Origin of the sequence: Pseudomonas paralactis, from assembly GCF_001439735.1 — a bacterium.
In the GTDB taxonomy this organism is placed as follows: domain Bacteria; phylum Pseudomonadota; class Gammaproteobacteria; order Pseudomonadales; family Pseudomonadaceae; genus Aquipseudomonas; species Aquipseudomonas paralactis.
On the sequence record NZ_JYLN01000002.1, the window covers coordinates 579,243 to 604,451 of the forward strand.

The 25,209-nt window shown below is 60.8% G+C and carries 23 protein-coding genes and 1 other RNA gene; 4 read left to right on the top strand and 20 right to left on the bottom strand.

Annotated elements, in window-relative coordinates:
* Positions 1-309: 309 nt before the first annotated feature.
* From lpxC to rsmI, 18 genes are all read right to left on the bottom strand, one after another.
* Entirely contained in the window at positions 310-1,221 is a 912-nt protein-coding gene (gene lpxC, locus TX23_RS06795; RefSeq protein WP_003171886.1) for a UDP-3-O-acyl-N-acetylglucosamine deacetylase, read from the bottom strand.
* A 112-nt stretch (positions 1,222-1,333) separates the two neighbouring features.
* Positions 1,334-2,539: a cell division protein FtsZ gene (ftsZ, locus tag TX23_RS06800; protein WP_005784951.1), complete on the bottom strand. Its 1,206-nt coding sequence runs from the start codon at positions 2,537-2,539 to the stop codon at positions 1,334-1,336.
* A 75-nt stretch (positions 2,540-2,614) separates the two neighbouring features.
* Complete coding sequence (gene ftsA / locus TX23_RS06805) at positions 2,615-3,877, bottom strand: cell division protein FtsA (protein ID WP_003188682.1); 1,263 nt, start codon at positions 3,875-3,877, stop codon at positions 2,615-2,617.
* A gap of 15 nt (positions 3,878-3,892) precedes the next feature.
* Positions 3,893-4,762 (bottom strand): cell division protein FtsQ/DivIB, encoded by an 870-nt coding sequence (locus TX23_RS06810; protein WP_057701550.1) that lies wholly within the window; start codon positions 4,760-4,762, stop codon positions 3,893-3,895.
* Between the two features lie 3 nt (positions 4,763-4,765).
* On the bottom strand, positions 4,766-5,722 hold the full coding sequence (locus TX23_RS06815; RefSeq protein WP_057701551.1) for a D-alanine--D-alanine ligase: 957 nt from the start codon (positions 5,720-5,722) through the stop codon (positions 4,766-4,768).
* Positions 5,719-7,167 carry a UDP-N-acetylmuramate--L-alanine ligase gene (gene murC / locus TX23_RS06820; RefSeq protein WP_057701552.1) on the bottom strand — a complete coding sequence of 483 codons (1,449 nt, stop codon included), beginning with the start codon at positions 7,165-7,167 and terminating at the stop codon, positions 5,719-5,721. Before murC ends, TX23_RS06815 begins: the two co-directional genes overlap by 4 nt.
* The gene (gene murG, locus TX23_RS06825; protein ID WP_057701553.1) at positions 7,160-8,230 is read right to left on the bottom strand and encodes an undecaprenyldiphospho-muramoylpentapeptide beta-N-acetylglucosaminyltransferase; all 1,071 of its coding nucleotides are present in this window, start codon (positions 8,228-8,230) and stop codon (positions 7,160-7,162) included. The genes murC and murG overlap by 8 nt, the downstream gene beginning before the upstream one ends.
* Entirely contained in the window at positions 8,220-9,443 is a 1,224-nt protein-coding gene (gene ftsW, locus TX23_RS06830; RefSeq protein ID WP_005784942.1) for a putative lipid II flippase FtsW, read from the bottom strand. The genes murG and ftsW overlap by 11 nt, the downstream gene beginning before the upstream one ends.
* Entirely contained in the window at positions 9,440-10,786 is a 1,347-nt protein-coding gene (gene murD, locus TX23_RS06835; protein WP_057701554.1) for a UDP-N-acetylmuramoyl-L-alanine--D-glutamate ligase, read from the bottom strand. Before murD ends, ftsW begins: the two co-directional genes overlap by 4 nt.
* Before the next feature lie 6 nt (positions 10,787-10,792).
* Complete coding sequence (gene mraY, locus TX23_RS06840) at positions 10,793-11,875, bottom strand: phospho-N-acetylmuramoyl-pentapeptide-transferase (RefSeq protein ID WP_057701555.1); 1,083 nt, start codon at positions 11,873-11,875, stop codon at positions 10,793-10,795.
* A complete protein-coding gene (locus tag TX23_RS06845) occupies positions 11,875-13,245 on the bottom strand; it encodes a UDP-N-acetylmuramoyl-tripeptide--D-alanyl-D-alanine ligase (RefSeq protein WP_057701556.1) in 1,371 nt (456 codons plus the stop codon). The genes mraY and TX23_RS06845 overlap by 1 nt, the downstream gene beginning before the upstream one ends.
* Positions 13,238-14,701: a UDP-N-acetylmuramoyl-L-alanyl-D-glutamate--2,6-diaminopimelate ligase gene (murE, locus tag TX23_RS06850; RefSeq protein WP_057701557.1), complete on the bottom strand. Its 1,464-nt coding sequence runs from the start codon at positions 14,699-14,701 to the stop codon at positions 13,238-13,240. The genes TX23_RS06845 and murE overlap by 8 nt, the downstream gene beginning before the upstream one ends.
* Entirely contained in the window at positions 14,701-16,443 is a 1,743-nt protein-coding gene (locus TX23_RS06855; protein WP_167346925.1) for a peptidoglycan D,D-transpeptidase FtsI family protein, read from the bottom strand. Before TX23_RS06855 ends, murE begins: the two co-directional genes overlap by 1 nt.
* On the bottom strand, positions 16,443-16,736 hold the full coding sequence (gene ftsL, locus TX23_RS06860; protein WP_003188663.1) for a cell division protein FtsL: 294 nt from the start codon (positions 16,734-16,736) through the stop codon (positions 16,443-16,445). Before ftsL ends, TX23_RS06855 begins: the two co-directional genes overlap by 1 nt.
* Positions 16,733-17,680: a 16S rRNA (cytosine(1402)-N(4))-methyltransferase RsmH gene (gene rsmH / locus TX23_RS06865; RefSeq protein ID WP_057701559.1), complete on the bottom strand. Its 948-nt coding sequence runs from the start codon at positions 17,678-17,680 to the stop codon at positions 16,733-16,735. Before rsmH ends, ftsL begins: the two co-directional genes overlap by 4 nt.
* A complete protein-coding gene (gene mraZ, locus TX23_RS06870) occupies positions 17,677-18,132 on the bottom strand; it encodes a division/cell wall cluster transcriptional repressor MraZ (RefSeq protein WP_003171868.1) in 456 nt (151 codons plus the stop codon). The genes rsmH and mraZ overlap by 4 nt, the downstream gene beginning before the upstream one ends.
* Positions 18,133-18,487: 355 nt before the next feature.
* Positions 18,488-18,841: RNase P RNA component class A (gene rnpB / locus TX23_RS08165), an RNA gene on the bottom strand.
* 95 nt (positions 18,842-18,936) lie between these two features.
* Positions 18,937-19,842 (bottom strand): 16S rRNA (cytidine(1402)-2'-O)-methyltransferase, encoded by a 906-nt coding sequence (rsmI, locus tag TX23_RS06875; protein ID WP_087149482.1) that lies wholly within the window; start codon positions 19,840-19,842, stop codon positions 18,937-18,939.
* 176 nt (positions 19,843-20,018) lie between these two features.
* On the opposite strand from rsmI, the gene TX23_RS06880 reads away from it, so the two are divergent.
* The 4 genes from TX23_RS06880 to TX23_RS06895 all read left to right on the top strand — a co-directional run bounded on the left by TX23_RS06880 (position 20,019) and on the right by TX23_RS06895 (position 23,466).
* The gene (locus TX23_RS06880) at positions 20,019-21,830 is read left to right on the top strand and encodes a penicillin-binding protein activator (RefSeq protein ID WP_057701560.1); all 1,812 of its coding nucleotides are present in this window, start codon (positions 20,019-20,021) and stop codon (positions 21,828-21,830) included.
* Entirely contained in the window at positions 21,830-22,201 is a 372-nt protein-coding gene (locus TX23_RS06885) for a YraN family protein (RefSeq protein ID WP_057701561.1), read from the top strand. The genes TX23_RS06880 and TX23_RS06885 overlap by 1 nt, the downstream gene beginning before the upstream one ends.
* Positions 22,202-22,294: 93 nt before the next feature.
* Positions 22,295-22,888 (top strand): phosphoheptose isomerase, encoded by a 594-nt coding sequence (locus TX23_RS06890; protein ID WP_007904374.1) that lies wholly within the window; start codon positions 22,295-22,297, stop codon positions 22,886-22,888.
* Positions 22,885-23,466, top strand: coding sequence for a BON domain-containing protein (locus tag TX23_RS06895; protein ID WP_003188655.1), 582 nt, complete (start codon positions 22,885-22,887; stop codon positions 23,464-23,466). The genes TX23_RS06890 and TX23_RS06895 overlap by 4 nt, the downstream gene beginning before the upstream one ends.
* Positions 23,467-23,543: 77 nt before the next feature.
* Here TX23_RS06895 and TX23_RS06900 read toward each other — a convergent pair whose 3' ends face one another.
* Entirely contained in the window at positions 23,544-24,317 is a 774-nt protein-coding gene (locus tag TX23_RS06900) for an OmpA family protein (protein WP_057701562.1), read from the bottom strand.
* A gap of 199 nt (positions 24,318-24,516) precedes the next feature.
* Positions 24,517-25,161, bottom strand: coding sequence for an MBL fold metallo-hydrolase (locus TX23_RS06905; protein ID WP_034126333.1), 645 nt, complete (start codon positions 25,159-25,161; stop codon positions 24,517-24,519).
* Positions 25,162-25,209: the final 48 nt, after the last annotated feature.

Below are 25,209 nucleotides of genomic sequence, written 5' to 3' on the forward strand. Positions count from 1 at the left end.
CACAGTTTGATTGCGGGGTGTCAGGTAGATTGGCGTCGGCTGGCAGGCCGCCATCGCAGGCAAGCCAGCTCCCACAGTTGGATCGCTGAGTGTCAGGTAGATTGGCGTGGGCTGGCAGGCCGTCATCGCAGGCAAGCCAGCTCCCACAGCTGGATCGTGGGGGGGCAGGCAGATTGGCGTCGGCTGGCAGGCCGTCTTCGCAGCGATGCGGCGACCCGACAAGCCAGCTCCCACATTTGGATATTCGTCAGGCATAAAAAAAGGCCACCCGAAGGCAGCCTTTAAAAACTAAAGAAAGAGAGTTGTTACTTACACCGCCGCAACGGGACGCATGTAAGAGATCGGTGCGGTGCTGGCATCTTCGAAGGTCACGACTTCCCAAGCGTCTGTCTGCTCAATCAACTTGCGCAGCAGCTGGTTGTTAAGGGCGTGGCCCGACTTGAAGCCTTTGAACTCGCCTATCAGGCTATTGCCCAGCAGGTAGAGGTCACCGATTGCATCGAGGATCTTGTGCTTCACGAATTCGTCTTCATAGCGAAGGCCGTCTTCGTTCAGTACACCATCCGCGTCGACCACAATGGCGTTTTCAACGCTGCCGCCGAGTGCGAGGTTGTGCTTGCGCAGGTACTCGATGTCACTCATGAAACCAAAGGTACGGGCGCGGCTGACTTCTTTTACAAACGAAGTGCTGGAAAAATCCACGCTTGCACTTTGGGTGCGGTCACGGAATACCGGGTGATCGAAATCGATCTCAAAGCTCACTTTAAAGCCTTCGAACGGGACGAAGGTGGCGCGCTTGTCGCCGTCTTCTACTGTCACTTCCCGCAGAATGCGAATGAACTTCTTGGCTGCGTCCTGTTCTTCCAGGCCGGCAGATTGAATCAAGAATACGAAGGGTCCAGCGCTGCCATCCATGATCGGGACTTCGGACGCGGAGAGCTCGACGTAGGCGTTATCGATGCCCAGGCCAGCCATGGCCGAGAGCAAGTGCTCCACCGTGTCCACTTTGACGTCACCGTTGACCAGTGTGGTCGACATTGTGGTTTCGCCAACGTTTTCCGCGCGAGCAGGAATCTGCACCACAGGGTCCAGGTCGGCACGAACAAACACGATGCCGGTGTCGACAGGTGCGGGCTTGAGGGTCAGGTATACCTTCTCCCCGGAGTGCAGACCTACACCTGTGGCACGGATAATATTCTTCAGGGTGCGTTGTTTAATCATGGCTTGGACCGCTTCAGCGCAAATTGCGAACTGGTATCAACAAAGGCTGGCGATAATAACAGACCAGACCTTTGCTGAACACCAATCACCTTCATAGCCCTGATACATTCCATTAATCGGCCTGACGACGCAGGAATGCCGGGATGTCCAGGTAGTCCAGATCATCTTGCGGATTCAGGCTACGGGACGCAGCAGCACCGGCCTGAGCCTGGTTGCGCATCACGGTCGGACGGTCCAGATCACGGTAGTTCACCGACGGCAGTTCCTGGCGAGCAGGTGCTGCAGCGGCCGCTGCCTGATTAGCCTGGCTGACCTGGCTGTTGTGCAGGGTGTTGTCGATAACCTTCACAGGCTTCTCGATTTTCGCACCCAGGCCGGTCGCAACCACGGTTACATGCAGTTCATCACGCATGTCCGGATCGATAACGGTACCCACCTTGACCATGGCGTGCTCGGACGCGAAGGCTTCGATGATGCTACCCACGTCGGAGTACTCACCCAGGGACAGGTCGGGACCGGCGGTGATGTTCACCAGGATGCCGCGTGCGCCTTGCAGGTTCACGTCTTCGAGCAACGGGTTGCGGATGGCCGCTTCGGTCGCTTCGCGTGCACGGTTAGGACCGCTGGCGCAGCCGGTGCCCATCATCGCCATGCCCATTTCGCTCATGACGGTACGTACGTCGGCAAAGTCGACGTTGATCATGCCCGGACGCTTGATGATGTCGGAGATACCGCGAACGGCACCGGCCAGTACATCGTCAGCCTTGGCGAAGGCGGACAGCAGGCTGGCATCCTTGCCCAGGATGGTCAGCAGTTTCTCGTTGGGGATGGTGATCAACGAGTCGACGCTTTCAGACAGCAGACGGATACCTTCGTCGGCGATCTGCATACGCTTGCGGCCTTCGAACGGGAACGGACGCGTCACGACAGCAACGGTCAGAATCCCCATTTCCTTGGCCACTTCGGCAATGATCGGTGCAGCACCGGTACCAGTACCGCCGCCCATGCCGGTGGTGATGAACACCATGTTGGTGCCTTGCAGCACTTCGGCAATACGCTCGCGGTCTTCCAGGGCGGCTTGACGGCCGACTTCCGGATTGGCGCCAGCGCCGAGGCCCTTGGTCACGGCTGTGCCCAATTGCAGGATGGTCCGCGCGCCGATGCTTTTGAGCGCCTGGGCATCAGTGTTGGCGCAGATGAATTCAACGCCTTCAATGTTGCTCTTGACCATATGGTTGACAGCGTTGCCGCCGCCACCGCCGACACCGATTACTTTGATAACCGGGCTAGCGGGGATGTTGTCTACGAGTTCAAACATGTTCCCTCTCCTTTCATTTTCTCTAGTTTTTTCGCCTACTGCTTGTTGCGGGTGTTGCGGTGTCGCGGTAAATCTTTAGAAATTGCCTTTTACCCAAGCCTGCAGCCGCTCGAACAACGGTGCTTTGGCTTCGTCGTCGCTGCGGTAGCTGTCACGGATGCTCGGGCCCGACAGGGAAATGCCGTCGGTCTGCTTTTGCAGCCCGTACAACAGCAAGCCCACACCGGTGGAATAAATCGGGTTACGCACCACGTCGCCCAGACCCTTGACGCCATGAGGCACGCCCAGGCGCACAGGCATGTGGAAGATCTCTTCGGCCAGTTCGACCGCGCCTTCCATCTTCGAGGTGCCACCGGTCAGCACGATGCCGGCCGGGATCAAATCTTCGTAGCCGCTGCGGCGCAGTTCAGCCTGGATCAGGGTGAACAGCTCGTCGTAGCGCGGCTCGACCACTTCAGCCAGGGCCTGGCGCGACAGTTCGCGCGGTGGACGGTCGCCCACACTTGGCACTTTGATGGTCTCGCCGGCACCGGCCAGTTTGGCCAGGGCGCAGGCGTAGCGGATCTTGATTTCTTCGGCGTACTGGGTCGGTGTGCGCAGCGCCATGGCGATGTCGTTGGTGACCTGGTCGCCGGCAATCGGGATTACCGCGGTGTGACGGATCGCACCCTCGGTGAAGATCGCAATGTCGGTGGTGCCGCCGCCGATGTCCACCAGGCACACGCCCAGCTCTTTTTCGTCGTCGGTGAGTACCGAGTAGGCCGAAGCCAACTGCTCAAGAATGATGTCGTCGATTTCCAGGCCGCAGCGGCGCACGCATTTTTCAATGTTCTGTGCGGCGTTGACGGCACAGGTCACCACGTGGACCTTGGCTTCCAGGCGAACGCCCGACATGCCCAGGGGCTCGCGCACGCCTTCCTGGTTGTCGATCACGTAGTCCTGCGGCAGGGTGTGCAGCACGCGCTGGTCAGCCGGGATCGCCACAGCCTGGGCGGCGTCGAGGACGCGCTCAAGGTCGGCCGAGCTGACTTCACGGTCGCGGATCGCCACGATGCCATGGGAATTCAGGCTGCGGATATGGTTGCCGGCCACGCCGACGAACGCCGAGTGAATCCGGCAACCGGCCATCAGCTGCGCTTCTTCGATAGCGCGCTGGATCGATTGCACGGTGGACTCGATGTTCACCACCACGCCCTTCTTCAGGCCCCGGGACGGATGCGTGCCAATACCGACGATTTCGATCGCGCCGTCTTCCCCAACCTCGCCCACCAGCGCCACCACCTTGGAGGTGCCGATATCGAGACCGACGATCATTTTGCCGCTTTGCACGTTTGCCATGGGTCCTGCCTCTTCTTAATTCTTCGCGACAGCGGGTTGTGCTGCCGTGGGCGCGGCCGGTGTACGCCAGCCGACGGCCAGGCCGTTGGCGTAACGCAGGTCGACGCTCGCAATGTTCGTAATCTGTTCTTTCAGGGTTTTTTCATAGATGGCAATAAAGCGGCGCATCTTTTCCACCAAGCGGTCGCGTCCCAGCAACAACTCGATGCCCGGGCCGGAACTGCCTGCCCCGGTCGTCAAAAACCAGCTGCCCCGTTCACGCAGTTCCAGGCGTGCAATGGAGAAGCCCAGTGGCCGCAGCATCTGGCTCAAGGCCTGGTACTGCTGCATCACTTGCTGCTGCGCCCGCTGCGGCCCGAACAGCTGCGGCAGGTGCTCATAGTTGGCCAGTTCACGCGGGGTGAACGCCTGGCCCTGGTTGTTCAACAGCGCTTCATCGCCCCAACGGGCCACGGGCAGTTGTTCTTCCAGGCGGATCGTGACCTGGTCGGGCCATACGCGGCGCACTTCGGCGTGGGCGATCCACGGCATCTGTTCCAGCTCCGAGCGCATACCGGCCAGGTCGATGGTAAAGAAGCTCGCGGCCAGGTACGGGCCAATACGCTGCTGTACCGCCTGCTGGCTGATGTAGCTCAAGTCACCCTGCACGCTGATCTTGGTGATCGGGCGGTCGGCATACGGCAACAGGCGTTGTGCGCCTTCGTAGGTACCAAAGCCCAGCACCACCAGCAACACCGGCCAGAACAGCGCCTTTAGAAAACCAAAGTTGGCTTTGGGCAGGCGCGCCGACATCGGCTCTTTGGCCACCATGCGGCTGGCACCCCGCGGCACCGGCTTGCGGCTCGGTGCTTGTGGGGGCTGATGACGAAGCGATGCGCCTTTCATGTCTTAGCCTCGTGACTCGATACTTGCCGCCAGAATCGCCAGCACCAACTGCTGGAAATCCAGGCCGGCTGCGCGAGCGGCCATCGGCACCAGGCTGTGATCGGTCATCCCCGGTGCGGTGTTGACTTCAAGGAACCAGAAATTCCCTTGGTCATCCTGCATCACGTCTGCCCGCGCCCAACCGGCGATACCCAGCGCCTCACAGGCTTTCGCCGTGAGGTCCATCAATTCTTGTTCCTTGCTTGCTTCGAGGCCGCATGGGATCCGGTACTGGGTATCAGAAGCCAGGTACTTGGCGTCGTAGTCATAAAAAGTGTGGGGCGTGCCCAAAGCGATGGGCGGCAATACCTGGCCACGCAGGGTGGCGATGGTGTACTCGGGACCGGAAATCCACTGTTCCACCAACACTTGCGAATCGTAGGTACTTGCCGCTTTCCATGCGTCGATCAATTCGGCGGCCGAGTTCACTTTAGCCATGCCGATACTGGAGCCTTCATGGGCTGGTTTGACGATCAAAGGCAGGCCCAGTTCCTTGGCCGCAGAAATACAATCGTCTTCGCTGCACAGTACGGCGTGACGCGGGGTCGGAATACCCAGGCTGTGCCACACCTGCTTGGTGCGCAATTTGTCCATCGCCAGTGCGGAAGCGAGGATACCGCTACCGGTGTAGGGGATGCCGGCGCATTCGAGCAGGCCTTGCATGCTGCCGTCTTCACCGCCACGGCCATGAAGAATGATGAAGGCGCGGTCGATTTTCTCGGCCTGCAGACGGGCGAGGAAATCATCGCCGACATCGATACCGAACGCGTTCACACCGGCGCTTTGCAGCGCCTGGAGCACGGCATTGCCGGACTTGAGCGACACTTCGCGCTCAGCGCTCTTGCCGCCGAACAGTACGGCGACGCGACCGAAGTCGGCTGGCGCAACCGTGGAAAACAGAGAGGCGTAGTCAGTGATCATTTCGACACTCCCTTTGCAGCCGCTGCAAACAGCGGGCTGGCCAGCAACTTGGGCGCAAGGCCACCGATATCACCGGCCCCCTGGCACAGCAGGATGTCGCCAGCGCGCAGCAGCGGCTTGACGATAGGCGCCAGGTCCACGCCACGCTCGATGTAGATCGGGTCCAGTTGGCCGCGCTGGCGAATGCTGTTGCACAGCTTGCGGCTGTCAGCGCCCGGGATCGGCTCTTCACCGGCCGGGTAGACTTCCATCAGCAACAGCACGTTGGCATCGGCCAGTACATTGACGAAATCGTCGTACAGATCACGCGTACGGCTGTAGCGGTGCGGCTGGTAAACCATCACCAGACGACGCTCCGGCCAGCCACCGCGCACGGCCTTGATCACAGCCGCAACTTCGGTCGGGTGGTGACCGTAGTCGTCCACCAGCATCACGTCACCGCCATCAACCGGCAGTTGGCCGTAGACCTGAAAGCGACGGCCTACACCGGCAAAGCGCGACAGCCCCTCGACGATGGCTTCATCGCTGACGCCCTCATCGGTGGCGATGCAGATGGTGGCCAGGGAGTTCAGCACGTTGTGGTTGCCCGGCATGTTCACCGAGACATCCAGCGGCTCGCGGTCGGGACGCAGCACAGTGAAGAAGGTTTGCATGCCTTCCTGGCGGACATTGATTGCGCGCACGTCGGCGTCTTCGCTGAAGCCGTAGGTCACGGTGGGGCGCTTGACCTGCGGCAGGATTTCGCGCACCACCGGGTCGTCCAGGCACACCACCGCCAACCCGTAGAACGGCAGGTTGTGCAGGAAGTCGACGAAGGTTTTCTTCAATTTGTTGAAGTCACCGTCGTAGGTCGCCATATGGTCTTCGTCGATGTTGGTGACGACGGCGACCAGCGGCTGCAGGTGCAGGAAGCTTGCATCGCTTTCATCGGCTTCGGCGATCAGGTAGCGGCTGGTGCCCAGCTGCGCATTGGTACCGGCTGCATTCAGGCGGCCACCGATGACGAAGGTCGGGTCCAGGCCACCGGCGGCGAACACCGAGGCGATCAGGCTGGTGGTGGTGGTCTTGCCATGGGTACCGGCGACGGCGATGCCGTGGCGATAGCGCATCAGCTCGGCGAGCATCTCGGCACGCGGCACCACCGGAATTCGGCGCTCAAGGGCAGTGGCCACTTCCGGGTTGGAGGTGTTCACGGCGCTGGACACCACCAGCACGTCGGCCTCGGCGGCGTTCTCGGCACGGTGACCGATAAAGATCTGCGCGCCAAAGGACTTCAAGCGCTCAGTGACCGGCGACTCTTTCAAGTCCGAGCCGGACACCTGGTAGCCCAGGTTCAGCAGTACTTCGGCGATGCCGCACATGCCCACGCCGCCGATACCGACGAAATGAATGCGACGGATGCGGCGCATCTCGGGTTGCGGCATGGCTTTCTGATTCTCAACCATGGGCCACCTCCAGGCAGATATCGACCACGGTGCGGGTTGCGTCAGGTTTGGCCAGGCGGCTTGCGGTGCTCGCCATGCTGTTGAGTCGTTCCGGTTGCATCAAAACCTCGGTCAGGCGTGCGGCCAAATCGGCGGCGCCAGTCGTTCTTTGCGGCAGCAGGAAGGCAGCGCCCTCCCCGGCCAAATATTCGGCGTTGCGGGTCTGGTGATCGTCGATGGCATGGGGCAAAGGCACCAGCAAGGACGGCAGACCGGCGGCCGCCAGTTCACTGACGGTCAGCGCACCAGCGCGGCAGACCACCAGGTCGGCCCAGCCATAGGCTTGGGCCATGTCTTTGATGAAAGGCTGTACGTTCGCCTCTACACCGGCCTCGCGATAACGTGCGGCGGTGACTTCATCGTGGTTTTTGCCGGCCTGGTGGAAGATCTCCGGGCGCACATCCTCAGGAAGTTGCGCAACGGCTTCAGGCAGCAATTTATTCAGTGGCTCGGCGCCCAGGCTTCCGCCCAGGATCAGCAGGTGCGCCTTGCGCCCCGTCAGCGCGTCACGCGCAATGGCCATGAACAGTTCGGTACGCACCGGGTTACCGGTGGTGCGAAGCTTGTCGGAGGCGGCGAAGGTTTTCGGGAAGGCTTCACACACACGCGCAGCCAATGGCACCAGCAGGCGGTTGGCAGTACCGGCGACGGCGTTCTGTTCGTGAACGATCACCGGCACGCCCGCGAGTTTCGCCGCGACGCCGCCGGGGCCGGTCACATAACCGCCGAAGCCGAGCACACACACCGGCTTCAACTCGCGAATGATCTTGCGCGCCTGCATGACCGCCTTGAGCAACACGAACGGCGCCTTTAGCAATGACAACTTGCTCTTGCCGCGCAACCCGGTGACGTTGATCAAATGCAGGGGCAAACCGGCATTGGGCACCAATTCGTTTTCGATGCCACGGGGCGTACCCAGCCAGTGCACGGTGTAGCCACGGTTCTGGAATTCACGGGCGCAGGCCAGGGCCGGGAACACATGGCCCCCGGTGCCGCCCGCCATGATCAGCACGTTAGCGCCCATGAGTAGGCTCCTCGGCGAAGTCGCTTTCGCTGAACTCCATCTCTTCGCTGCCCAAGTGGGTTCGACTCTCCCACTCGATACGCAGCAACAAGCCAAGACAGGCGCAGCAGATCACCAACGAACTGCCACCGTAACTGAGGAATGGCAAGGTCAGGCCCTTGGTCGGCAACAGACCGACGTTCACGCCGATGTTGATCAGGAACTGGCCGATCCACAGGAAGGCCAGCCCGTAAGCAACATAGGCGGCGAAGAACTGCTTGGCTTTCTCGGCCCACAGCCCGATGTACATGGCGCGTACACAGACGAATACGAACAGGCCGACAGTGCACAGCGAACCCACGACACCCAGCTCTTCGGCGAGCACCGAGAACACGAAGTCGGTGTGGGCTTCGGGCAGGTAGAACTGCTTCTGCACGCTATTGCCCAGACCCACGCCCAGCCACTCGCCGCGACCGAAGGCAATCAGCGCCTGGGTCAACTGGTAGCCGGAACCGAACTGGTCGGACCAGGGGTCGGTAAAGGTAATCAGACGGGCCATCCGGTAGGGTTGCGCCTGCACCAGAATGGTCACCGCCGCGACGGCCAGCACCACCATCAAGGTGAAGCGGAACAGCCCGACGCCGCCGAGAAACAGCATGGCCGCCGCAGCGCCCATCATAACTACGGTGGCGCCGAAGTCAGGCTCCATCAACAACAGTCCGGCCATGGGCAGCAGCACGATGAAAGGTTTGAAGAACCCCATCCAGCTTTCGCGCACTTCTTTCTGACGGCGCACCAGGTAACCGGCCAGGTAAATCACCACGAATACTTTGGCGATTTCCGAGGGCTGTACGTTGAAGGCGCCGAAACCGATCCAGCGCATCGAACCGTTCACCTCGCGGCCAATGCCGGGCACGATCACCATGACCAGCAAGCCGAACGCACCGATCAGCATCAACCAGCCCAGACGCTGCCAGGTAGCAATCGGAATCATCATGGTGACGATGCAGGCGCCCAGGCCGATCACCAGGTACACCAGGTGGCGGATCATCATGTACAGCGTGTTGCCCGACTGCACGGCAGCCACTTCGGAGGACGCCGAAGTGATCATCACCAGGCCCAGGCCGAGCAGCGCCAGGCAACCGGCGAGCATCGGGAAATCGAGGTCGATGCCGCGCCCGGTAATGATCGGCGACGGGTACGGCTTGATGATGTTTTTCAGGTTGAGGCTCATGCCAAAGCCTCCACGGCGCGGGCGAACAGCTGACCGCGCTCTTCGTAATTCTTGAACATGTCGAAACTGGCGCAGGCCGGCGACAGCAGCACCGCATCACCCGGCTGGGCCAGGGCTTTGCAGTGGGCAATGGCGTCATCCAGCGAAGTCGCACGTACTTGCGGTACAGCGTCACCGAGGGCGGCGGCGATCAGGTCTGAATCGCGGCCCATCAGCACCACGGCGCGGCAATGGGCGGCCACTGGCGCTTTAAGGTCCTTGAAGTCGGCACCCTTGCCATCACCACCGGCGATCAGCACCAGCTTGCCGTCGATATCGGCACCCAGGCCTTCGATGGCCGCCAGGGCCGCACCGACGTTGGTGGCTTTGGAGTCGTTGTAATAGCTGACGCCATTGAGGTCGCGCACCCACTGGCAGCGATGCTCAAGCCCGGCAAAGGTGCGCAGGCTGGCGAGCATGGCGTCGAATGGCAGGCCAACCGCGTGACCGAGCGCCAAGGCCGCCAGGGCATTGGACTGGTTGTGTGCGCCACGGATCTTCAGTTCGCGTACCGGCATCAGGTTCTGGAATTCGAACGCCAGGTATTTCTCGCCGTTCTCTTCACGAATGCCGAAGCCTTTGAAGTCCGGTTTGCCCAGGCCGAACGTCCAGCAGGGCATGCCCTCGCCCATCAGCGGACGGCTCAGGGCATCCTGACGGTTGACGACAAATTGCCTGGCGCCACGGAAAATCCGGTGCTTGGCCAGGTGATAAGCCGGCAGGCCGCTGTAGCGGTCCATATGGTCTTCGCTGACGTTCAGTACCGTCGCCACTTCGGCGCCCAGGTCGTGGGTGGTTTCCAACTGGAAGCTCGACAATTCCATCACGTACAGCTCGACGTCGTCGCTGAGCAGGTCCAGGGCCGGCACGCCAAGATTGCCGCCGACAGCCACACGCTTGCCCGCCGCCGCTGCCATCTCACCCACCAGGGTGGTAACGGTGCTCTTGGCGTTGGAACCGCTGATGGCCACGATCGGCGCCTTCGCGTTGCGCGCGAACAGGTCGATATCGCCGGACAGCTTCACGCCGCGGGCCGCAGCGGCTTGCAGGGCGGGCGTCGCCAGGGCCAGGCCGGGGCTCACGTAGAGCTCATCGGCACGGCACAGAAACTCGACATCCAGCTCGCCACAACGCACTTCCACGTGCGGGTAGTCACGGCGCAGCGTGACCAGCTCCGGTGGATTTTCCCGCGTATCGGCCACAGCAAACGACGTGCCCCGGTTCGCCAGGAAGCGAACCAGGGACATGCCGCTCTTGCCGAGGCCGACAACGATGCGGAAGTGGTCTGAAGCGATCAGGGACACTCGTTTCTACCTCAGTTTCAGGGTGGCAAGGCCGACCAGTACCAGAATCACGGTGATGATCCAGAAGCGGACAATCACGCGTGGCTCAGGCCAGCCCTTGAGTTCAAAGTGGTGGTGAATCGGCGCCATGCGGAACACACGACGCCCGGTCAATTTGAAGGACGCCACCTGGATGACCACCGACAGGGTTTCCATCACGAACACACCGCCCATGATGAACAGCACGATTTCCTGGCGAACGATCACCGCGATGGTGCCCAGGGCAGCGCCCAGCGCCAGCGCGCCGACGTCACCCATGAAGACTTGTGCCGGGTAGGTGTTGAACCACAGGAACCCAAGGCCGGCACCAATCAGCGCGCCGCAGAACACGATCAGCTCACCGGCACCCGGTACATAAGGAATCAGCAGGTACTCAGCGAATTTCACGTTACCCGACAGGTAGCAGAAGATGCCGAGTGCGCCGCCCACCATCACGGTCGGCATGATCGCCAGGCCATCGAGGCCGTCGGTCAGGTTCACCGCGTTGCTGGAGCCGACGATCACGAAATAGGTCAGCACCACGAAGCCGACACCCAGTGGAATGCTCACGTCCTTGAGCATCGGGATGATCAAGGTGGTCTCGACTGCGCTCGGGGCAGTTGTATAGAGGAAAATCGCCGCAGCGAGGCCGAACACCGACTGCCAGAAATACTTCCAGCGGCTTGGCAGCCCCTTGGAATTTTTCTCGATGACTTTGCGGTAGTCATCCACCCAGCCGATGGCACCGAACAGCAGGGTTACCAGCAGCACCACCCACACGTAGCGGTTATGCAGGTCGGCCCAGAGCAAGGTGCTGACGCCGATGGACGACAGGATCAGCGCACCACCCATGGTCGGCGTGCCGGACTTGGACAGGTGCGACTGCGGGCCGTCGTTACGAACCGATTGACCAATTTGCAGGTTCTGCAGGGTGCGGATCATCCACGGCCCCAGGAACAGTGACAAAGACAGCGCGGTCAGAATACCCAGGATCCCGCGCAGGGTCAGGTACTGGAAGACCGCGAAGCCTTTGTGGAACTGTTGCAGATACTCAGCCAGCAGCAGCAGCATTAATGTTTCTCCGTACTTGAGCCACACAAGGCTGCGACGACGTTTTCCATCACCGCGCTGCGCGATCCCTTGATCAAAATGGTTGTGTGTTTGTCGTGTTCAGACGCCGTCAGCGCCTGGATCAGTTCAGCCTGCGTCGCGAAATGCCGCGCACCGGGGCCGAAGGCGTTGACCGCATGAATCATGTTCGTGCCGACTGCGTAGAGCGCATCCACCTTAGCGGCGGCATAGGCACCGACTTCACGGTGGCCTTGTTCAGCCCAATCGCCCAATTCGCCGATATCGCCCAGCACCAGCACCTTGCGCCCATCAAAGCCCTTGAGCAGGTCCACGGCGGCATTGATGGAGGACGGGTTGGCGTTGTAGGTGTCATCAATCACACGCATGCCGTTGCCGGCCAATTGCGCCACGGTGCGACCCTTGACCGGCTGCACCGCGCCCAGGCCGGTGGCAATACCGAACAGCGACACACCCAGGGCATGGGCAGCGGCGGCGGCGGCCAGGGCGTTGGCGACGTTATGGTTGCCCAGCAGGTTCAACTGCACGTGTTCGCTGCCTTGCGGGGTATGCAAGGTGAAGGACGGGCAACCGCGGGCGTCGACGGTAATGTTTGAGGCATGGAAGTCGGCCGCTGCATTGAGCACCGCAAACGTCAGCACCTTGCGCCCGGCAGCGCGTACACGCCAGGTCTCGAAAGCCTTGTCGTCCAGGTTCAGCACAGCGGTGCCTGAGGCATCGAGGCCTTCAAGGATTTCGCCCTTGGCTTCGACGATTTTGTCCGGCCCGCCGAACTCGCCGACATGGGCGGTACCGGCATTATTGATAATGGCAACGTGAGGCTTGGTCAGCGCCACGGTGTAGGCGATTTCGCCAATGCGCGAAGCACCCAGTTCGATCACGGCGGCCGTGTGTTCCGGAGCCAGTTCGAGCAGGGTCAGCGGTGCGCCGAAATCATTGTTGAGGTTGCCACGGGTCGCAAGCACCGGTCCGCGCGTACGCAGGACTCCGGCAAGCAGTTCCTTGACCGTGGTCTTGCCGCTGGAGCCGGTAATGGCCGCCACCGGTTTGTCAAAAGCAGCGCGGTTGAGCGCGCCCAGTTGGCCCAGGGCCAGGCGGGTATCGGCAACCAGCAATTGCGGCAAGGTGGAGTCGGCCACTTCACGCTGCACCAAGGCACCGACGGCACCTTTGGCGGCGACTTCGTTCAGGTAATCGTGACCATCGAAGCGCGGTCCTGCCAAGGCGACAAACAACTGCCCAGGCTGAATGTTGCGACTGTCGATGCTGACGCCGTTGAAGGTGCAATCGCTGGACACGACACGGGCCGACAAGGCCAGGGTGAGTTCGCTGAACTTCATGACTTTAAGCATGGGCGACCTCCCAGGCAGTCAAGGCGTGATCGGCCTCGACCAGATCGGAGAAGGCATGACGCTCGCCGTTGATTTCCTGGTAGTCCTCGTGGCCCTTGCCCGCCAGCACCACCACGTCGTCAGCGCTGGCGCTGGCAATCAGTTGGGCAATGGCGGCGCCGCGACCGGCAACGAAGGTGGCCTTGGAGGCATCTTTGAAGCCGGCACGGATGTCATCGAAAATCTGGTTTGGGTCTTCGCTGCGCGGGTTGTCGTCGGTGACAAGTACGCCGTCGGCCAAACGCTCGACGATCTCAGCCATCAATGGACGCTTGCCGCGATCGCGATCACCGCCGCAACCGAACAGGCACAGCAATTTGCCCTTGGCATGTGGGCGCAGCGCTTCGAGGACTTTTTCCAGGGCGTCCGGAGTATGGGCGTAATCGACCACCACCAGCGGCTGCTTGCCGCCACCCAGGCGTTGCATACGGCCAGCCGGACCTTCCAGCTTGGGCAGTACGCGCAGAATTTCATCCAGGGCGTAATCCAGACCCAGCAATGCGCCGATGGCGGCGAGGACGTTGCTCAGGTTGAAGCGACCGAGCAAGGTACTGCGCAAGTGGTGTTCACCCTGGGGCGTGACCAGCGTGGCGCGTACGCCTTCGTCATTGAACTGGGCTTCGCGGCAATACAGGTAGGCACTGGAATCGTTCAGGCTATAGCTGATCAAGCGTGCTTCGCTTTCTTCGCCAGCCAGTTGACGGCCAAATGCGTCATCGAGGTTGATTACCCGGCACTTAAGATCATTCCAGGCAAACAGCTTGGCCTTGGCGGCGGCGTACGCCTCCATGGTGCCGTGGTAGTCAAGATGATCGCGGGACAGGTTGGTCATCACCGCTACGTCAAAAGCCAGGGCAGCCACTCGCCCTTGATCCAGGCCGTGTGAGGAGACTTCCATGGCAACTGCCTTGGCACCGGCCTTTTTCAGGTCGGCCAGGGTCGCTTGCACGGCAATTGGATTGGGCGTGGTATGCAGGCCGCTTTGCAGCGCGCCATAAAAGCCGGTGCCGAGGGTGCCGACAATGCCGCAGTGCTGGCCCAACAGGTCAAGGGCCTGGGCGACCAATTGGGTCACGCTGGTCTTGCCATTGGTGCCGGTCACGCCGATCAGGTTGAGCTGACGGCTCGGGTCGCCGTAAAAACGCCCGGCGATGTCGGAAAGCTGTGCAGCCAGGCCCTTGACCGGAATCAACGGCACGTCGGTGATCGGCAGCACAGTGGCGCCTTCCACTTCATAGGCCACAGCCGCCGCGCCGCGCTGCAGGGCGTCTGCGATATGGGCACGCCCATCGAACTTGCCGCCAGGCACCGCCAGGAACAGGTCACCGGCGCGTACGTTGCGGCTGTCCAGGCTCAGCTCGCGAATCAGCAGATCGCGGCCGGCATGGGCAAAAATCTTATTGAGGCTCAGAGACATCAGCCGCGCCCTCCATTGGCTTTGACAACGGCGGCCGGCGGCCCTGCGTTGGCTTGTTGAGTCGGCGGCAGGTTGTCCGGCGTGATGTTCATCAGGCGCAGGGTGCCGGACATCACTTTGCTGAACACCGGCGCCGAGACCAGGCCACCGAAGTAGCCGGCTTTACTCGGTTCGTCGATCACCACGACGATGGCGTAGCGCGGATCGCTCATCGGGCCGAAGCCGGCGAACAGCGAACGGTAGGAGTTTTCGGCATAGCCCTTGGTGCCCACCGAGGTCTTACGCGCCGTACCGGACTTGCCTGCAACGTGATAAGCCGGCACCTGGGCGCGGAACACGCCGCGGGGTGCTTCGATCACTTGCTGCAGCATGCCTTGCATGGTCTTGGCGACTTTTTCCGGGATGACCTGGTTGGCTTTCGGCGGCTCGTCCACATGGATCAGGCTCAGCGGCACCATGCGTCCGTTATTGGCCAGTACCGAGAAAGCGTGGGCCAACTGGATCGCAGTCACCGACAGGCCGTAGCCGTAGGACAGCGTGGCAGTCTCGGCCTTCCTCCACTCGCGGTAGTTCGGCAGGTTGCCCACGCGCTCACCCGGGAAATCAAGGCCGGTGGGTTGCCCCAGGCCGATTTTTTGCGCCAGGTGATAGATCGTCTCGCCGCCAATGTCGAAGGCAACCTTACTCATGCCCACGTTACTGGAGTTGATCAGGATGCCTGTCAAATCCAGCACCGGACCTTCGGTACGGGACACGTCACGAATGGTGTATTTGCCCAACTGCAAGGTGCCTGGGTAAACCTCGACCTTGTCGCTGGGTTTCCAGCGACCGGTTTCCAGGGCAGCGCTCATGGAGATGGCTTTCATGGTCGAACCCGGCTCGAACACGTCGATCATTGCGCGGTTACGCATCATCGCCGGCTGCAGGTTGCGACGGTTGTTCGGGTTGTAGGTCGGCTGGTTGACCATGGCGAGGATCTCGCCGGTCTTCACGTCCATGATCACCAGGCTGCCGGCCTTGGCGCCGTTCTCGATGATTGCGTTACGCAGTTCGCGGTTGGCCAGGTATTGCAGGCGCAAATCGATCGATAACGCCAGAGGCTTGCCGGCCTTGGCGTTTTTGGTGACCTGGACATCCTTGATCAGCCTGCCGCGCCGATCCTTGATGACCTGCCGCTTGCCGGGAACGCCGGCCAGCCATTCGTCGTAGGCCAGCTCGACACCTTCGCGACCATGGTCATCGATATCGGTAAAGCCGACCATGTGCGCGGTGGTTTCACCGGCCGGGTAGAAACGACGAAACTCCTCGATGCCGTAGACACCGGGGATTTTAAGGTCAAGCACCTGCTGGCCTTGTTCCGGGGTGAGCCCACGAACCAGATAGATGAATTCCTTGTTGGCCTGGGCTTCAAGGCGCTCGGTCAGCGCCTTGCGGTCCTGGCCTAGGGCGGCGGCCAGCTCAGGCCACTTGTCCTTGGCAACTTGAAGCTCTTTGGCGTTGGCCCACAGCGTGGTTACCGGGGTACTGACAGCCAGGGGCTCGCCATTACGGTCGGTGATCAGGCCGCGGTGCGCAGGAATGGGAATATGCCGCAGGCTGCGGGCGTCACCCTGGCCGATCAGGAAGTCGCGATCGACCACCTGCAAGTCGAAGATGCGCCAGACGATCGCGCCCACCATCAATGCCAGCAAGCCGAGCATCAGGCGGAAGCGCCACGGGTAGAGTGCGCCTTCGAGCTTCATCATGGCGCCACCATACGGACTTCGGCCGCGCCCGGAATGTGCATCTTCAACTGCTCGGTGGCCAGCACTTCAATACGGCTGTGGGCTGTCCAGGTACTTTGTTCGAGGATCAACCGGCCCCACTCCGCCTGCGCCTTGTCACGCACGCTCAACTCCCCATACAGGGTATTGAGCAACTGACGATTCCAGTGGGCGCTGTAGGACACCGCAATCGCGGACACCAGCACGCCGACAAACAGCAGCAACATAAAGAAGCTGCCGCCCGGCAGGGGCTTGGCGAAAAGCTTGCTCACCGCAACTTCTCCGCGACGCGCATGACGGCGCTACGGGAACGTGGGTTGGCCTTGAGCTCGGCTTCGGAAGCGAACTGCGCTTTGCCATGGATTTTGATTTTCGGCACAAAGGCTTCGAAACGTACCGGCAGGTTGCGCGGCAGGTTGTCGGACTCGCCCTTGACCAGACGACGCATGAACAGCTTGACGATGCGGTCTTCCAGAGAGTGGAAGCTGATCACCACCAGGCGACCGCCCACTTCCAAAGCATCCAGAGCGGCTTCAAGGCCAGCTTCCAGATCGCCCAATTCGTTGTTGACGTGAATGCGCAGGCCCTGGAACGCGCGGGTCGCCGGGTTCTTGCCCTTTTCCCACGCAGGGTTAGCGACCTTCAACACTTCGGCCAGGTCGGCGGTACGCTCGAACGGCTGGATTTCCCGACGCTCGACCACGGCACGCGCCATGCGGCCTGCGAAGCGTTCTTCGCCGTATTCCTTGAATACGCGGGCGATTTCTTCCACCGGTGCGGTGGCAATGAACTGGGCAGCGCTGACACCACGAGTGGGGTCCATGCGCATGTCCAGTGGGCCGTCGTTCATGAAGCTGAAGCCGCGCTCCGGGTCATCAAGCTGCGGCGAAGACACGCCCAGGTCGAGCAAAACCCCGGCCACCTTGCCCGCCATGCCGCGCTCGGCAACTTCGGCACCCAACTCGGCAAAGCTGCGCTGCACAACGACAAAGCGGCCGTCTTCGGCCGCTAGCGCTTGCCCGGTGGCAATCGCTTGAGGGTCCTTATCGAACCCGAGGAGCTTACCGTCGGGCCCGAGCCGGCTGAGTATCAAACGACTGTGCCCGCCCCTGCCGAAGGTGCCATCCAGATAGCAGCCATCCGCGCGTACGGCGAGAGCCTCAACGGCTTCGTCAAGCAGTACGGTGATGTGGTTAAAGCCGCTATCTATAGTCACAGGATCAAATCACGCAGTTCATCAGGCATGGCGCCCGGTTGTTGAATAGCAGCCAGGTCTGCTGCAGAAACAGCGTCCCAGGCATCTTCGTCCCACAATTGGAACTTGTTCAGTTGGCCTACCAGCATTGCGCGCTTGTCGAGCTTGGCGTACTCGCGCAGACGCGGCGGCACCAGGAAACGACCGCTGCCATCGAGTTCAAGGTCGACGGCATTGCCGATCAGCAAACGCTGGAGGCGGCGGTTTTCTTCACGCAATGAAGGCAGCGCGCGCAACTTGGTTTCAATCAACTCCCACTCATCGAGCGGGTAAACACACAAACATGGATCAACGGCGTCAATCGTGATGATTAACTGCCCTGAACTTCGCGAAATGAGCTCGTCACGATACCGGCTCGGCATGGCGAGACGGCCTTTTGCATCGAGACTGATAGCGTTAGCTCCGCGAAACACAGATGCGTTTCTCCAAATTTTAGCGTTTTACGTTCAAAAAACCCACTTTGTGCCACTTTCCGCCACTTGCGCACACTATAGGAATGCGCCCACCACACCGTCAAGGCGCGTATTCAAGGAAAAGCCTTACAGAACGGAGATTTAGGAAGGTAAAAGGAGGAGAAACGAGAGTTTGACGATGTTTTTGACTCAACAACGGCAAATAGCTCATGGAGCTACGACTTAAAGTTAAAGTAATTTATTAAGAGTAAGATTTTTTTGGTATTACGAAGACGCATCTGCCAATGATTTGGCAGGGAGGGATTCTTGCGTTACTACCGGGTTTGCGCACGAGATTCGAACGCAAGGAAAAAAGGTGGAGAGTCGATCTGTAAGCCGGGTTCTGTCTTGAACAGTCATTCGTCTACGATGGCCATCACTGGACATCTTTAGCAACCTACCCGGTCCCAGCGCGGGCCACGCCTTGGGACCCTATTTGGTCTTGCTCCAAGTGGGGTTTACCTAGCCACGAACTGTTGCCAGTCGCGCGGTGCGCTCTTACCGCACCTTTTCACCCTTACCGGCACCGAAGTGCTTAGGCGGTTATTTTCTGTGGCACTTTCCGTAGGCTCACGCCTCCCAGGCATTACCTGGCACTTCGCCCTATGGAGCCCGGACTTTCCTCCCCCCCCTAATTTTCATAGAGGGCAGCGACTGTCCAATCGACTCTCCGCCGCGCAGGTTAACGGCACGAGGGTCTGAGGACAAGTATTAAAGTGCAGCAGTGCCATCATGTTCGGACGAAATACAGGTTTGACCCCGGAACTATTCGGCCTTCTGTTTATCGAGCGCCACTTGATACAACACGTTTTTGCGCACGCCGGTAATTTCTGCGGCAAGGGCCGCAGCACGCTTTAGCGGCATCTCCTTGAGCAACAAATCAAGGACGCGCATGGCTTCACTGCCCACAGCATCTTCATTCTCCGGCGCAGTCCAGCCGGCCACCAGCACCACACATTCGCCGCGCTGCTGATTGCTGTCGCCCTCGACAAACGCCCGCAACGCCTCCAGCGGCAGCCCCTTGAGGGTTTCGAAGGTCTTGGTCAACTCCCGGGCCAGCAAGGCCAGGCGCTCGCCGCCGAACACCAGTTCCATATCCTGCAGGCATTCAAGGATGCGGTGCGGAGCTTCGTAGAAGATCAGGGTGCGTGGCTCTTCCTTCAGGGCCTGAAGGCGTGCGCGACGCCCTACTGCCTTGGCCGGCAGGAAACCTTCAAAAATAAAACGGTCCGACGGCAAGCCTGCGGCAGATAATGCGGCAATCAGCGCGCACGCTCCCGGAACAGGCACTACATTGATACCAGCGGCGCGTGCCTGGCGGACCAGGTGGTATCCCGGATCGGAAATCAACGGCGTCCCCGCATCGGAGATCAGCGCTACATCGTCACCGGCCAGCAAGCGGGTGATGAAACGGCTGCCTTCTTCGCGCTCATTGTGCTCATGGCACGCTGCCAGTGGCGTGCTGATACCAAAATGCTGCATCAATCGTTGGGAGTGCCGCGTGTCTTCCGCCGCGATCAATTTAACCTCGCGCAACACCTTCAGCGCCCGGGCACTGATGTCGTCCAGGTTGCCAATGGGCGTCGCCACCACAAAAAGCGAGCCAGCAGTGGAATTCAATGGACCTGGAGCAGTCAAAACGCACACCTCGATGGTTGGCAAAAGCCACATTGTAGCGCGTAGACGCCTTGAAAATATGCCATCACGGTGGATGCCGTTTCAGCCAGCCTTTGCCAATCGCAACATTTACACGACCTAAATCCACGGTTTAACGCCACTAACATCGCGCCTGGGCCAGTGCTTGGGTACACTTCCACGCTAATTTGATCGGTATCAGGAACACTTACATGATCGCTTGCCTGCGGCTGCTCTCCGCCCTCTGCCTCGCTGCCTTGCTGGCTGCTTGTGCCAGCTCGCCCTCGTCCAGCCTTGGCGACCTGCCACGGACTCCGGATGCCAGTATCGAGCAACTGCTCGAACAGGCGACGAACGCCAACACGCCAGAAAAGGCTGCCATGCTGCGCCTGAGTGCGGCAGACCTGGCCTACCGGCAAAACAACCCCGGCCGCTCGTCGCAGATTCTTGCGCAGGTGCCCCTGGATGCTCTCAAGCCCGCCGCGCAGATATTTGCCAGCACCCTGGCCGCCGAACTGGCGATGACACGCAACCAGCCCAAGGCGGCATTGGCGGCGCTGAACCATCCCAGCCTGCAAAGCCTGAAGGAGCTGCCGGCAGACCAACAGATCCGCACCGGCACCGTGCACGCCCGCGCTTATGAAGCAGACGGCCAGACCCTGGCCGCCGCTCGCGAGCGGGTTGCCATGGCACCGCTGCTCACAGGTGACGCCGCCGCAAGCAATCATGAAGCCATCTGGGTACTGATTGCCGCGCTGCCGGCCGAACAGCTGCAAGCCAGCGGCAACCCGACACTCGATGGCTGGGTGACCCTGGCCCAGGCAGTCAAGGGCGCCGGCACCCTGGAGCAACAACAGGCTGCCATCGATACCTGGCGCGCGCAGAACCCGGGCCACCCGGCAGCGGTGCAACTGCCGACGCCATTGACCAAACTCAAGGAGCTGGCCAGCCAGCCCCTGAACAAGATTGCAGTGCTGCTCCCGCAGGAGGGCCCGCTGGCTTCGGTCGGCAAGGCGCTGCGTGAAGGTTTCATGGCGGCTCACTACCAGGCCGAACAGGCCGGGCAGAAGGCGCCGGTCATTGAGTTCTACGACAGCTCGCGCCTGAGCTCTCTTGATGATTTTTACGCCAAGACCCAGGCCGCCGGCGTGCAACTGGTGGTAGGCCCGCTGGAAAAGCCCCTGGTCAAACAACTCAGCGCACGCCCGCAATTGCCGATCACCACCCTGGCACTCAATTACAGCGAGACCGATCAAGCCCCGGCGCAACTGTTCCAATTCGGCCTGGCGGCTGAAGACGAAGCCCGTGAAGTGTCGCGCCGCGCCCGTGCCGACGGCCTGCATCGCGCCGCTGCCATGGTGCCCCGTGGCGAATGGGGCGAGCGTGTCTACAAGGCCTTCCGCCAGGATTGGGAAGCCAATGGCGGCACTGTGATGGGCGTCGAGTATGTCGATCAGCCTGTGGCACTGGCCCAGCAGATCGCCGACCTGTTCCAGTTGCGTAAAAGCGAAGGTCGCGCCAAGAGCCTGCAAAGCACGGTCGGCACCGACGTTGCCGCCCAGCCTTCACGTCGCCAGGACATTGAGTTCATCTTCCTGGCCGTCACCCCGCAACTGGCCCAGCAGATCAAGCCCACCCTGAACTTCCAGTACGCCGGCGATGTGCCGGTCTACGCCACGTCCCATGTCTTCAGCGCCAGCGGCGACCGCAACCAGTACCTGGACATGACCAACGTGATGTTCTGCGAAACCCCTTGGCTGCTGGACACCACCGACCCGCTGCGCAACCAGGTCGCCGCGCAATGGCCGCAAGCCAATGGCAGCCTGGGCCGTCTGTACGCGATGGGCGTCGACGCCTACCGCCTGGCACCACGCCTGGGCCAACTCAAGGCACTGCCCGACACCCGTGTCGACGGCCTCTCGGGCAATCTGGGCATCAGCGCCAACCAGCGCGTTGATCGCCAGATGCCATGGGCGAAGTTCGTTGGCGGCGCCATCCAGCGCCTGCCCGATACCCCACGCTGATGCCCGAGCGGTCCAGCACACAAAGCGGCAAGGATGCCGAACTTCAAGCGCTGAAATATCTGCAACAACAGGGTCTGCGCCTTCTGGCGCAGAACTGGTTATGTAAACGCGGCGAGCTTGATCTGGTCATGCTTGACGGCGATACAGTAGTATTCGTCGAAGTCCGCTACAGAAAACACGCACAATGGGGTGGCGCGCTCGCCAGTATCGACGGGCGCAAACGTCAGAAACTGATACTCGCCGCGCAGTTTTTTCTGCTAAAAGAGCATCGCTGGGCTGACAGCCCCTGCCGTTTCGATGTGGTCGCCATAGAAAGCACACCGTCGGGTCCTGCTGATCTGAACTGGCTCAAAGACGCCTTCGACAGCTGACGCACCCGGCACCTTCACCACACATTTTTGCTCTTTGCATTGCGGGCTGCACATTACCTGTGCCAAACAGCCGCGCTACTTAAGGTCACACAGATGGACATGCAATCCCGAATTCGCCAGCTTTTCCAGGCCAGCATCGACACCAAGCAACAGGCGATGGACGTACTTGCACCGCACATCGAGCAAGCCAGTCAGGTCATGGTCAACGCCTTGCTCAACGAAGGCAAAATGCTTTCGTGCGGCAACGGGGGTTCGGCTGGTGATGCCCAGCATTTCTCTTCCGAGCTGCTCAACCGCTTCGAGCGCGAACGTCCGAGCCTGCCGGCCATTGCCTTGACCACCGACTCGTCGACAATCACTTCGATTGCCAACGACTACAGCTACAACGAAATCTTCTCCAAGCAGATCCGCGCCCTCGGCCAGCCGGGCGATGTGTTGCTGGCGATTTCCACCAGCGGCAACTCGGCGAATATTATTCAAGCGATCCAGGCCGCACATGATCGCGAAATGATTGTCGTAGCCTTGACCGGTCGCGACGGTGGCGGCATGGCTTCGCTGCTGCTGCCTGAGGACGTGGAGATTCGCGTCCCGGCCAATGTCACTGCACGTATCCAAGAAGTTCATCTGCTGGCGATCCACTGCCTGTGCGATCTGATCGACAGCCAACTGTTCGGGAGTGAAGAATGACCGTTAATCGCCTCAGTCTTTTGGCCATCACGCTGTGCGTCGCCATCAGCGGCTGCAGCTCGGCTATCACCGCTACACGGGACACCCCCATCCAGGACGACCGGGGCACACGCACCTTCGGCAGCACCATCGATGATTCGCTGATCGAAACCAAGGTCAAGGTCAACGTCGCCAAGGCCGCCACAGACCTGGGCAACGGCGCCTCGCGCATCGTGGTCACCAGCTTCAACGGCGTCGTCCTGCTGGCAGGGCAAACCCCGCGCGCCGACCTCAAGGCCCAGGCTGAACAAGCCGCTGCGGGCGTGCAGCGCGTCAAGAAGGTCCACAACGAACTGCAGGTCATGGACCCGATCACCCTGCTGGCCATCAGCAACGATGCGCTGCTGACCACCAAGATCAAGGCGCAGATGCTCACCGACAGCGCGGTTCCGGGCTCGCGGATCAAGATCGTGACCGATAACGGCATCGTCTACATGATGGGCCTGCTGACCCAGGCCGAAGCCACCCGCGCCGCCAACCTGGTGCAGGGCGTGTCCGGCGTGCAGAAAATTGTAAAGGTGTTCGAATACATCGATTGAGAACGCCCCCTAGACCAACAGCCACAAAAAAGGGCGCCGTGCATTGACTGCACGGCGCCCTTTTTAGTAGCCAGCGTTTACTGGTATTGCTGGTACGGGTTGCCCTGGAACTGATTGTTCTGCTGTGGCGCCTGTTGTTGCTGACCAGGCTGGCCGTACTGCTGGCCTGGGATCGGACCGAGGTTGACCTCAACGCGACGGTTCTGGGCACGGCCATTCACATCGCCGTTGCTGGCAATCGGGTTATCCGGGCCGGCACCGCGCGCGCTCAGGTTGGCACCATTGACGCCTTGGGACGTCAGATAGTTAGCCACGCTCTGCGCACGACGCTGGGACAGGTCCATGTTCAACTGGCGGCTGCCGGTGCTGTCGGTGTAGCCGACGATCTGGATGGTGTTCTGGTTGAACTGCTTGAGGGAGCTGGCCAGGTTGTTCAGCGGCTGGTAGAAGCTGCTGGAGATCGCGTCCGAGTTGGTGGCGAAGGTGATATTACCCGGCATGATCAGCTTGATCTGGTCACCCTGGCGCTGCACCTCTACCCCGGTATTGGCCATGCTCTCACGCAGCTTTTTCTCTTGCTGGTCGGCGTAGTAGCCATAGCCTGCCGCACCGGCACCCGCAACGACGGCGCCAATCAGCGCACCCTTGCCACGGTTGTTATGGTCGATGGCCGCACCGGCCAATGCACCGGCCAGCGCACCGAGGCCGCCGTACTTGGCGGTCTTGCTCATACCGCTTTCGGAACCATTGCCGGCCTGTCCCTGGCTGCCGTCATAAGGATTAGGTGAGGCGCAGCCGGACAACAGGGCTACGGCGGTAGCGACAACAAGCAGACGACGCGAAGTGAACATGAAGGAAGCTCCTACTTTTGCATTCTGTGATGCAGAGGACATTGGCAATGGACCTGTGCCGAGTTTGGAACGCGACAAACGGCAAAAATTCCGTGGTGGGGTGCGTAAAGCATAGCTGTCTTTGGCTCGGGCCTGTGTCGGTGTGTGTCTGTGGCGAGGGAGCTTGCTCCCGCGCCACAGTCCTGACTGAAAGACCCGATCACGCACGCACGAAAGGATTCTCGCGCATCTCATCCCCCAGCAACGTATCAGGCCCATGCCCGGTTACCACCGTCGCGCCTTCGTCCAACGTATACAAGCGCTGCTTGATCGACCGCACGATCGTCGCCTGGTCGCCGCCCCACAAATCCGTACGCCCCACGCCACGCCGGAACAAGGTGTCACCGGCAATCAGCAGCTTGGCATCGGCAAACCAGAAGCTCATCGAGCCCGGCGTATGCCCTGGAGTGTGCAAGGCTACGCCGCACCCACAAGCCAACTCTTCATCGTGTTCCAGCCAGCGATCCGGCGACGGCACCGGCACATAGGGCACGCGAAACATCTGGCATTGCATTTCCAGGTTGTCCCACAGAAATTGATCGTCCTTGTGCAGGTGCAGCGTGGCGCCGGTCTTTTCCTTCAATTGGCCGGAAGCCAGAAAGTGATCCAGGTGAGCATGGGTATGGATAATGCTCACCACCTTCAGACCCAACGCATCAAGACGCGCCAGGATCAACTCGTGGTTGCCGCCGGGGTCGACTACGATGGCTTTTTTAGTGATCGGGTCGCCAATGATGGTGCAGTTGCACTGCAACGGGCCGACGGGGAAGGTTTCGCGAATCAACGGTTGTTTTTCGATAGTCATGGGTGTCCTGCAAGCTCTATGGCGCGTTCCAAGTGCAGTATGGTGTAG

Excerpts from the sequence above, each read along its gene's own strand:
- lpxC (WP_003171886.1), bottom strand. The coding sequence starts at position 1,221 with ATGATTAAACAACGCACCCTGAAGAATATTATCCGTGCCACAGGTGTA.
- ftsZ (WP_005784951.1), bottom strand. The coding sequence starts at position 2,539 with ATGTTTGAACTCGTAGACAACATCCCCGCTAGCCCGGTTATCAAAGTA.
- ftsA (WP_003188682.1), bottom strand. The coding sequence starts at position 3,877 with ATGGCAAACGTGCAAAGCGGCAAAATGATCGTCGGTCTCGATATCGGC.
- TX23_RS06810 (WP_057701550.1), bottom strand. The coding sequence starts at position 4,762 with ATGAAAGGCGCATCGCTTCGTCATCAGCCCCCACAAGCACCGAGCCGC.
- TX23_RS06815 (WP_057701551.1), bottom strand. The coding sequence starts at position 5,722 with ATGATCACTGACTACGCCTCTCTGTTTTCCACGGTTGCGCCAGCCGAC.
- murC (WP_057701552.1), bottom strand. The coding sequence starts at position 7,167 with ATGGTTGAGAATCAGAAAGCCATGCCGCAACCCGAGATGCGCCGCATC.
- murG (WP_057701553.1), bottom strand. The coding sequence starts at position 8,230 with ATGGGCGCTAACGTGCTGATCATGGCGGGCGGCACCGGGGGCCATGTG.
- ftsW (WP_005784942.1), bottom strand. The coding sequence starts at position 9,443 with ATGAGCCTCAACCTGAAAAACATCATCAAGCCGTACCCGTCGCCGATC.
- mraY (WP_057701555.1), bottom strand. The coding sequence starts at position 11,875 with ATGCTGCTGCTGCTGGCTGAGTATCTGCAACAGTTCCACAAAGGCTTC.
- TX23_RS06845 (WP_057701556.1), bottom strand. The coding sequence starts at position 13,245 with ATGCTTAAAGTCATGAAGTTCAGCGAACTCACCCTGGCCTTGTCGGCC.
- murE (WP_057701557.1), bottom strand. The coding sequence starts at position 14,701 with ATGTCTCTGAGCCTCAATAAGATTTTTGCCCATGCCGGCCGCGATCTG.
- TX23_RS06855 (WP_167346925.1), bottom strand. The coding sequence starts at position 16,443 with ATGAAGCTCGAAGGCGCACTCTACCCGTGGCGCTTCCGCCTGATGCTC.
- rsmI (WP_087149482.1), bottom strand. The coding sequence starts at position 19,842 with ATGTGGCTTTTGCCAACCATCGAGGTGTGCGTTTTGACTGCTCCAGGT.
- TX23_RS06880 (WP_057701560.1), top strand. The coding sequence starts at position 20,019 with ATGATCGCTTGCCTGCGGCTGCTCTCCGCCCTCTGCCTCGCTGCCTTG.
- TX23_RS06885 (WP_057701561.1), top strand. The coding sequence starts at position 21,830 with ATGCCCGAGCGGTCCAGCACACAAAGCGGCAAGGATGCCGAACTTCAA.
- TX23_RS06890 (WP_007904374.1), top strand. The coding sequence starts at position 22,295 with ATGGACATGCAATCCCGAATTCGCCAGCTTTTCCAGGCCAGCATCGAC.
- TX23_RS06895 (WP_003188655.1), top strand. The coding sequence starts at position 22,885 with ATGACCGTTAATCGCCTCAGTCTTTTGGCCATCACGCTGTGCGTCGCC.
- TX23_RS06900 (WP_057701562.1), bottom strand. The coding sequence starts at position 24,317 with ATGTTCACTTCGCGTCGTCTGCTTGTTGTCGCTACCGCCGTAGCCCTG.
- TX23_RS06905 (WP_034126333.1), bottom strand. The coding sequence starts at position 25,161 with ATGACTATCGAAAAACAACCGTTGATTCGCGAAACCTTCCCCGTCGGC.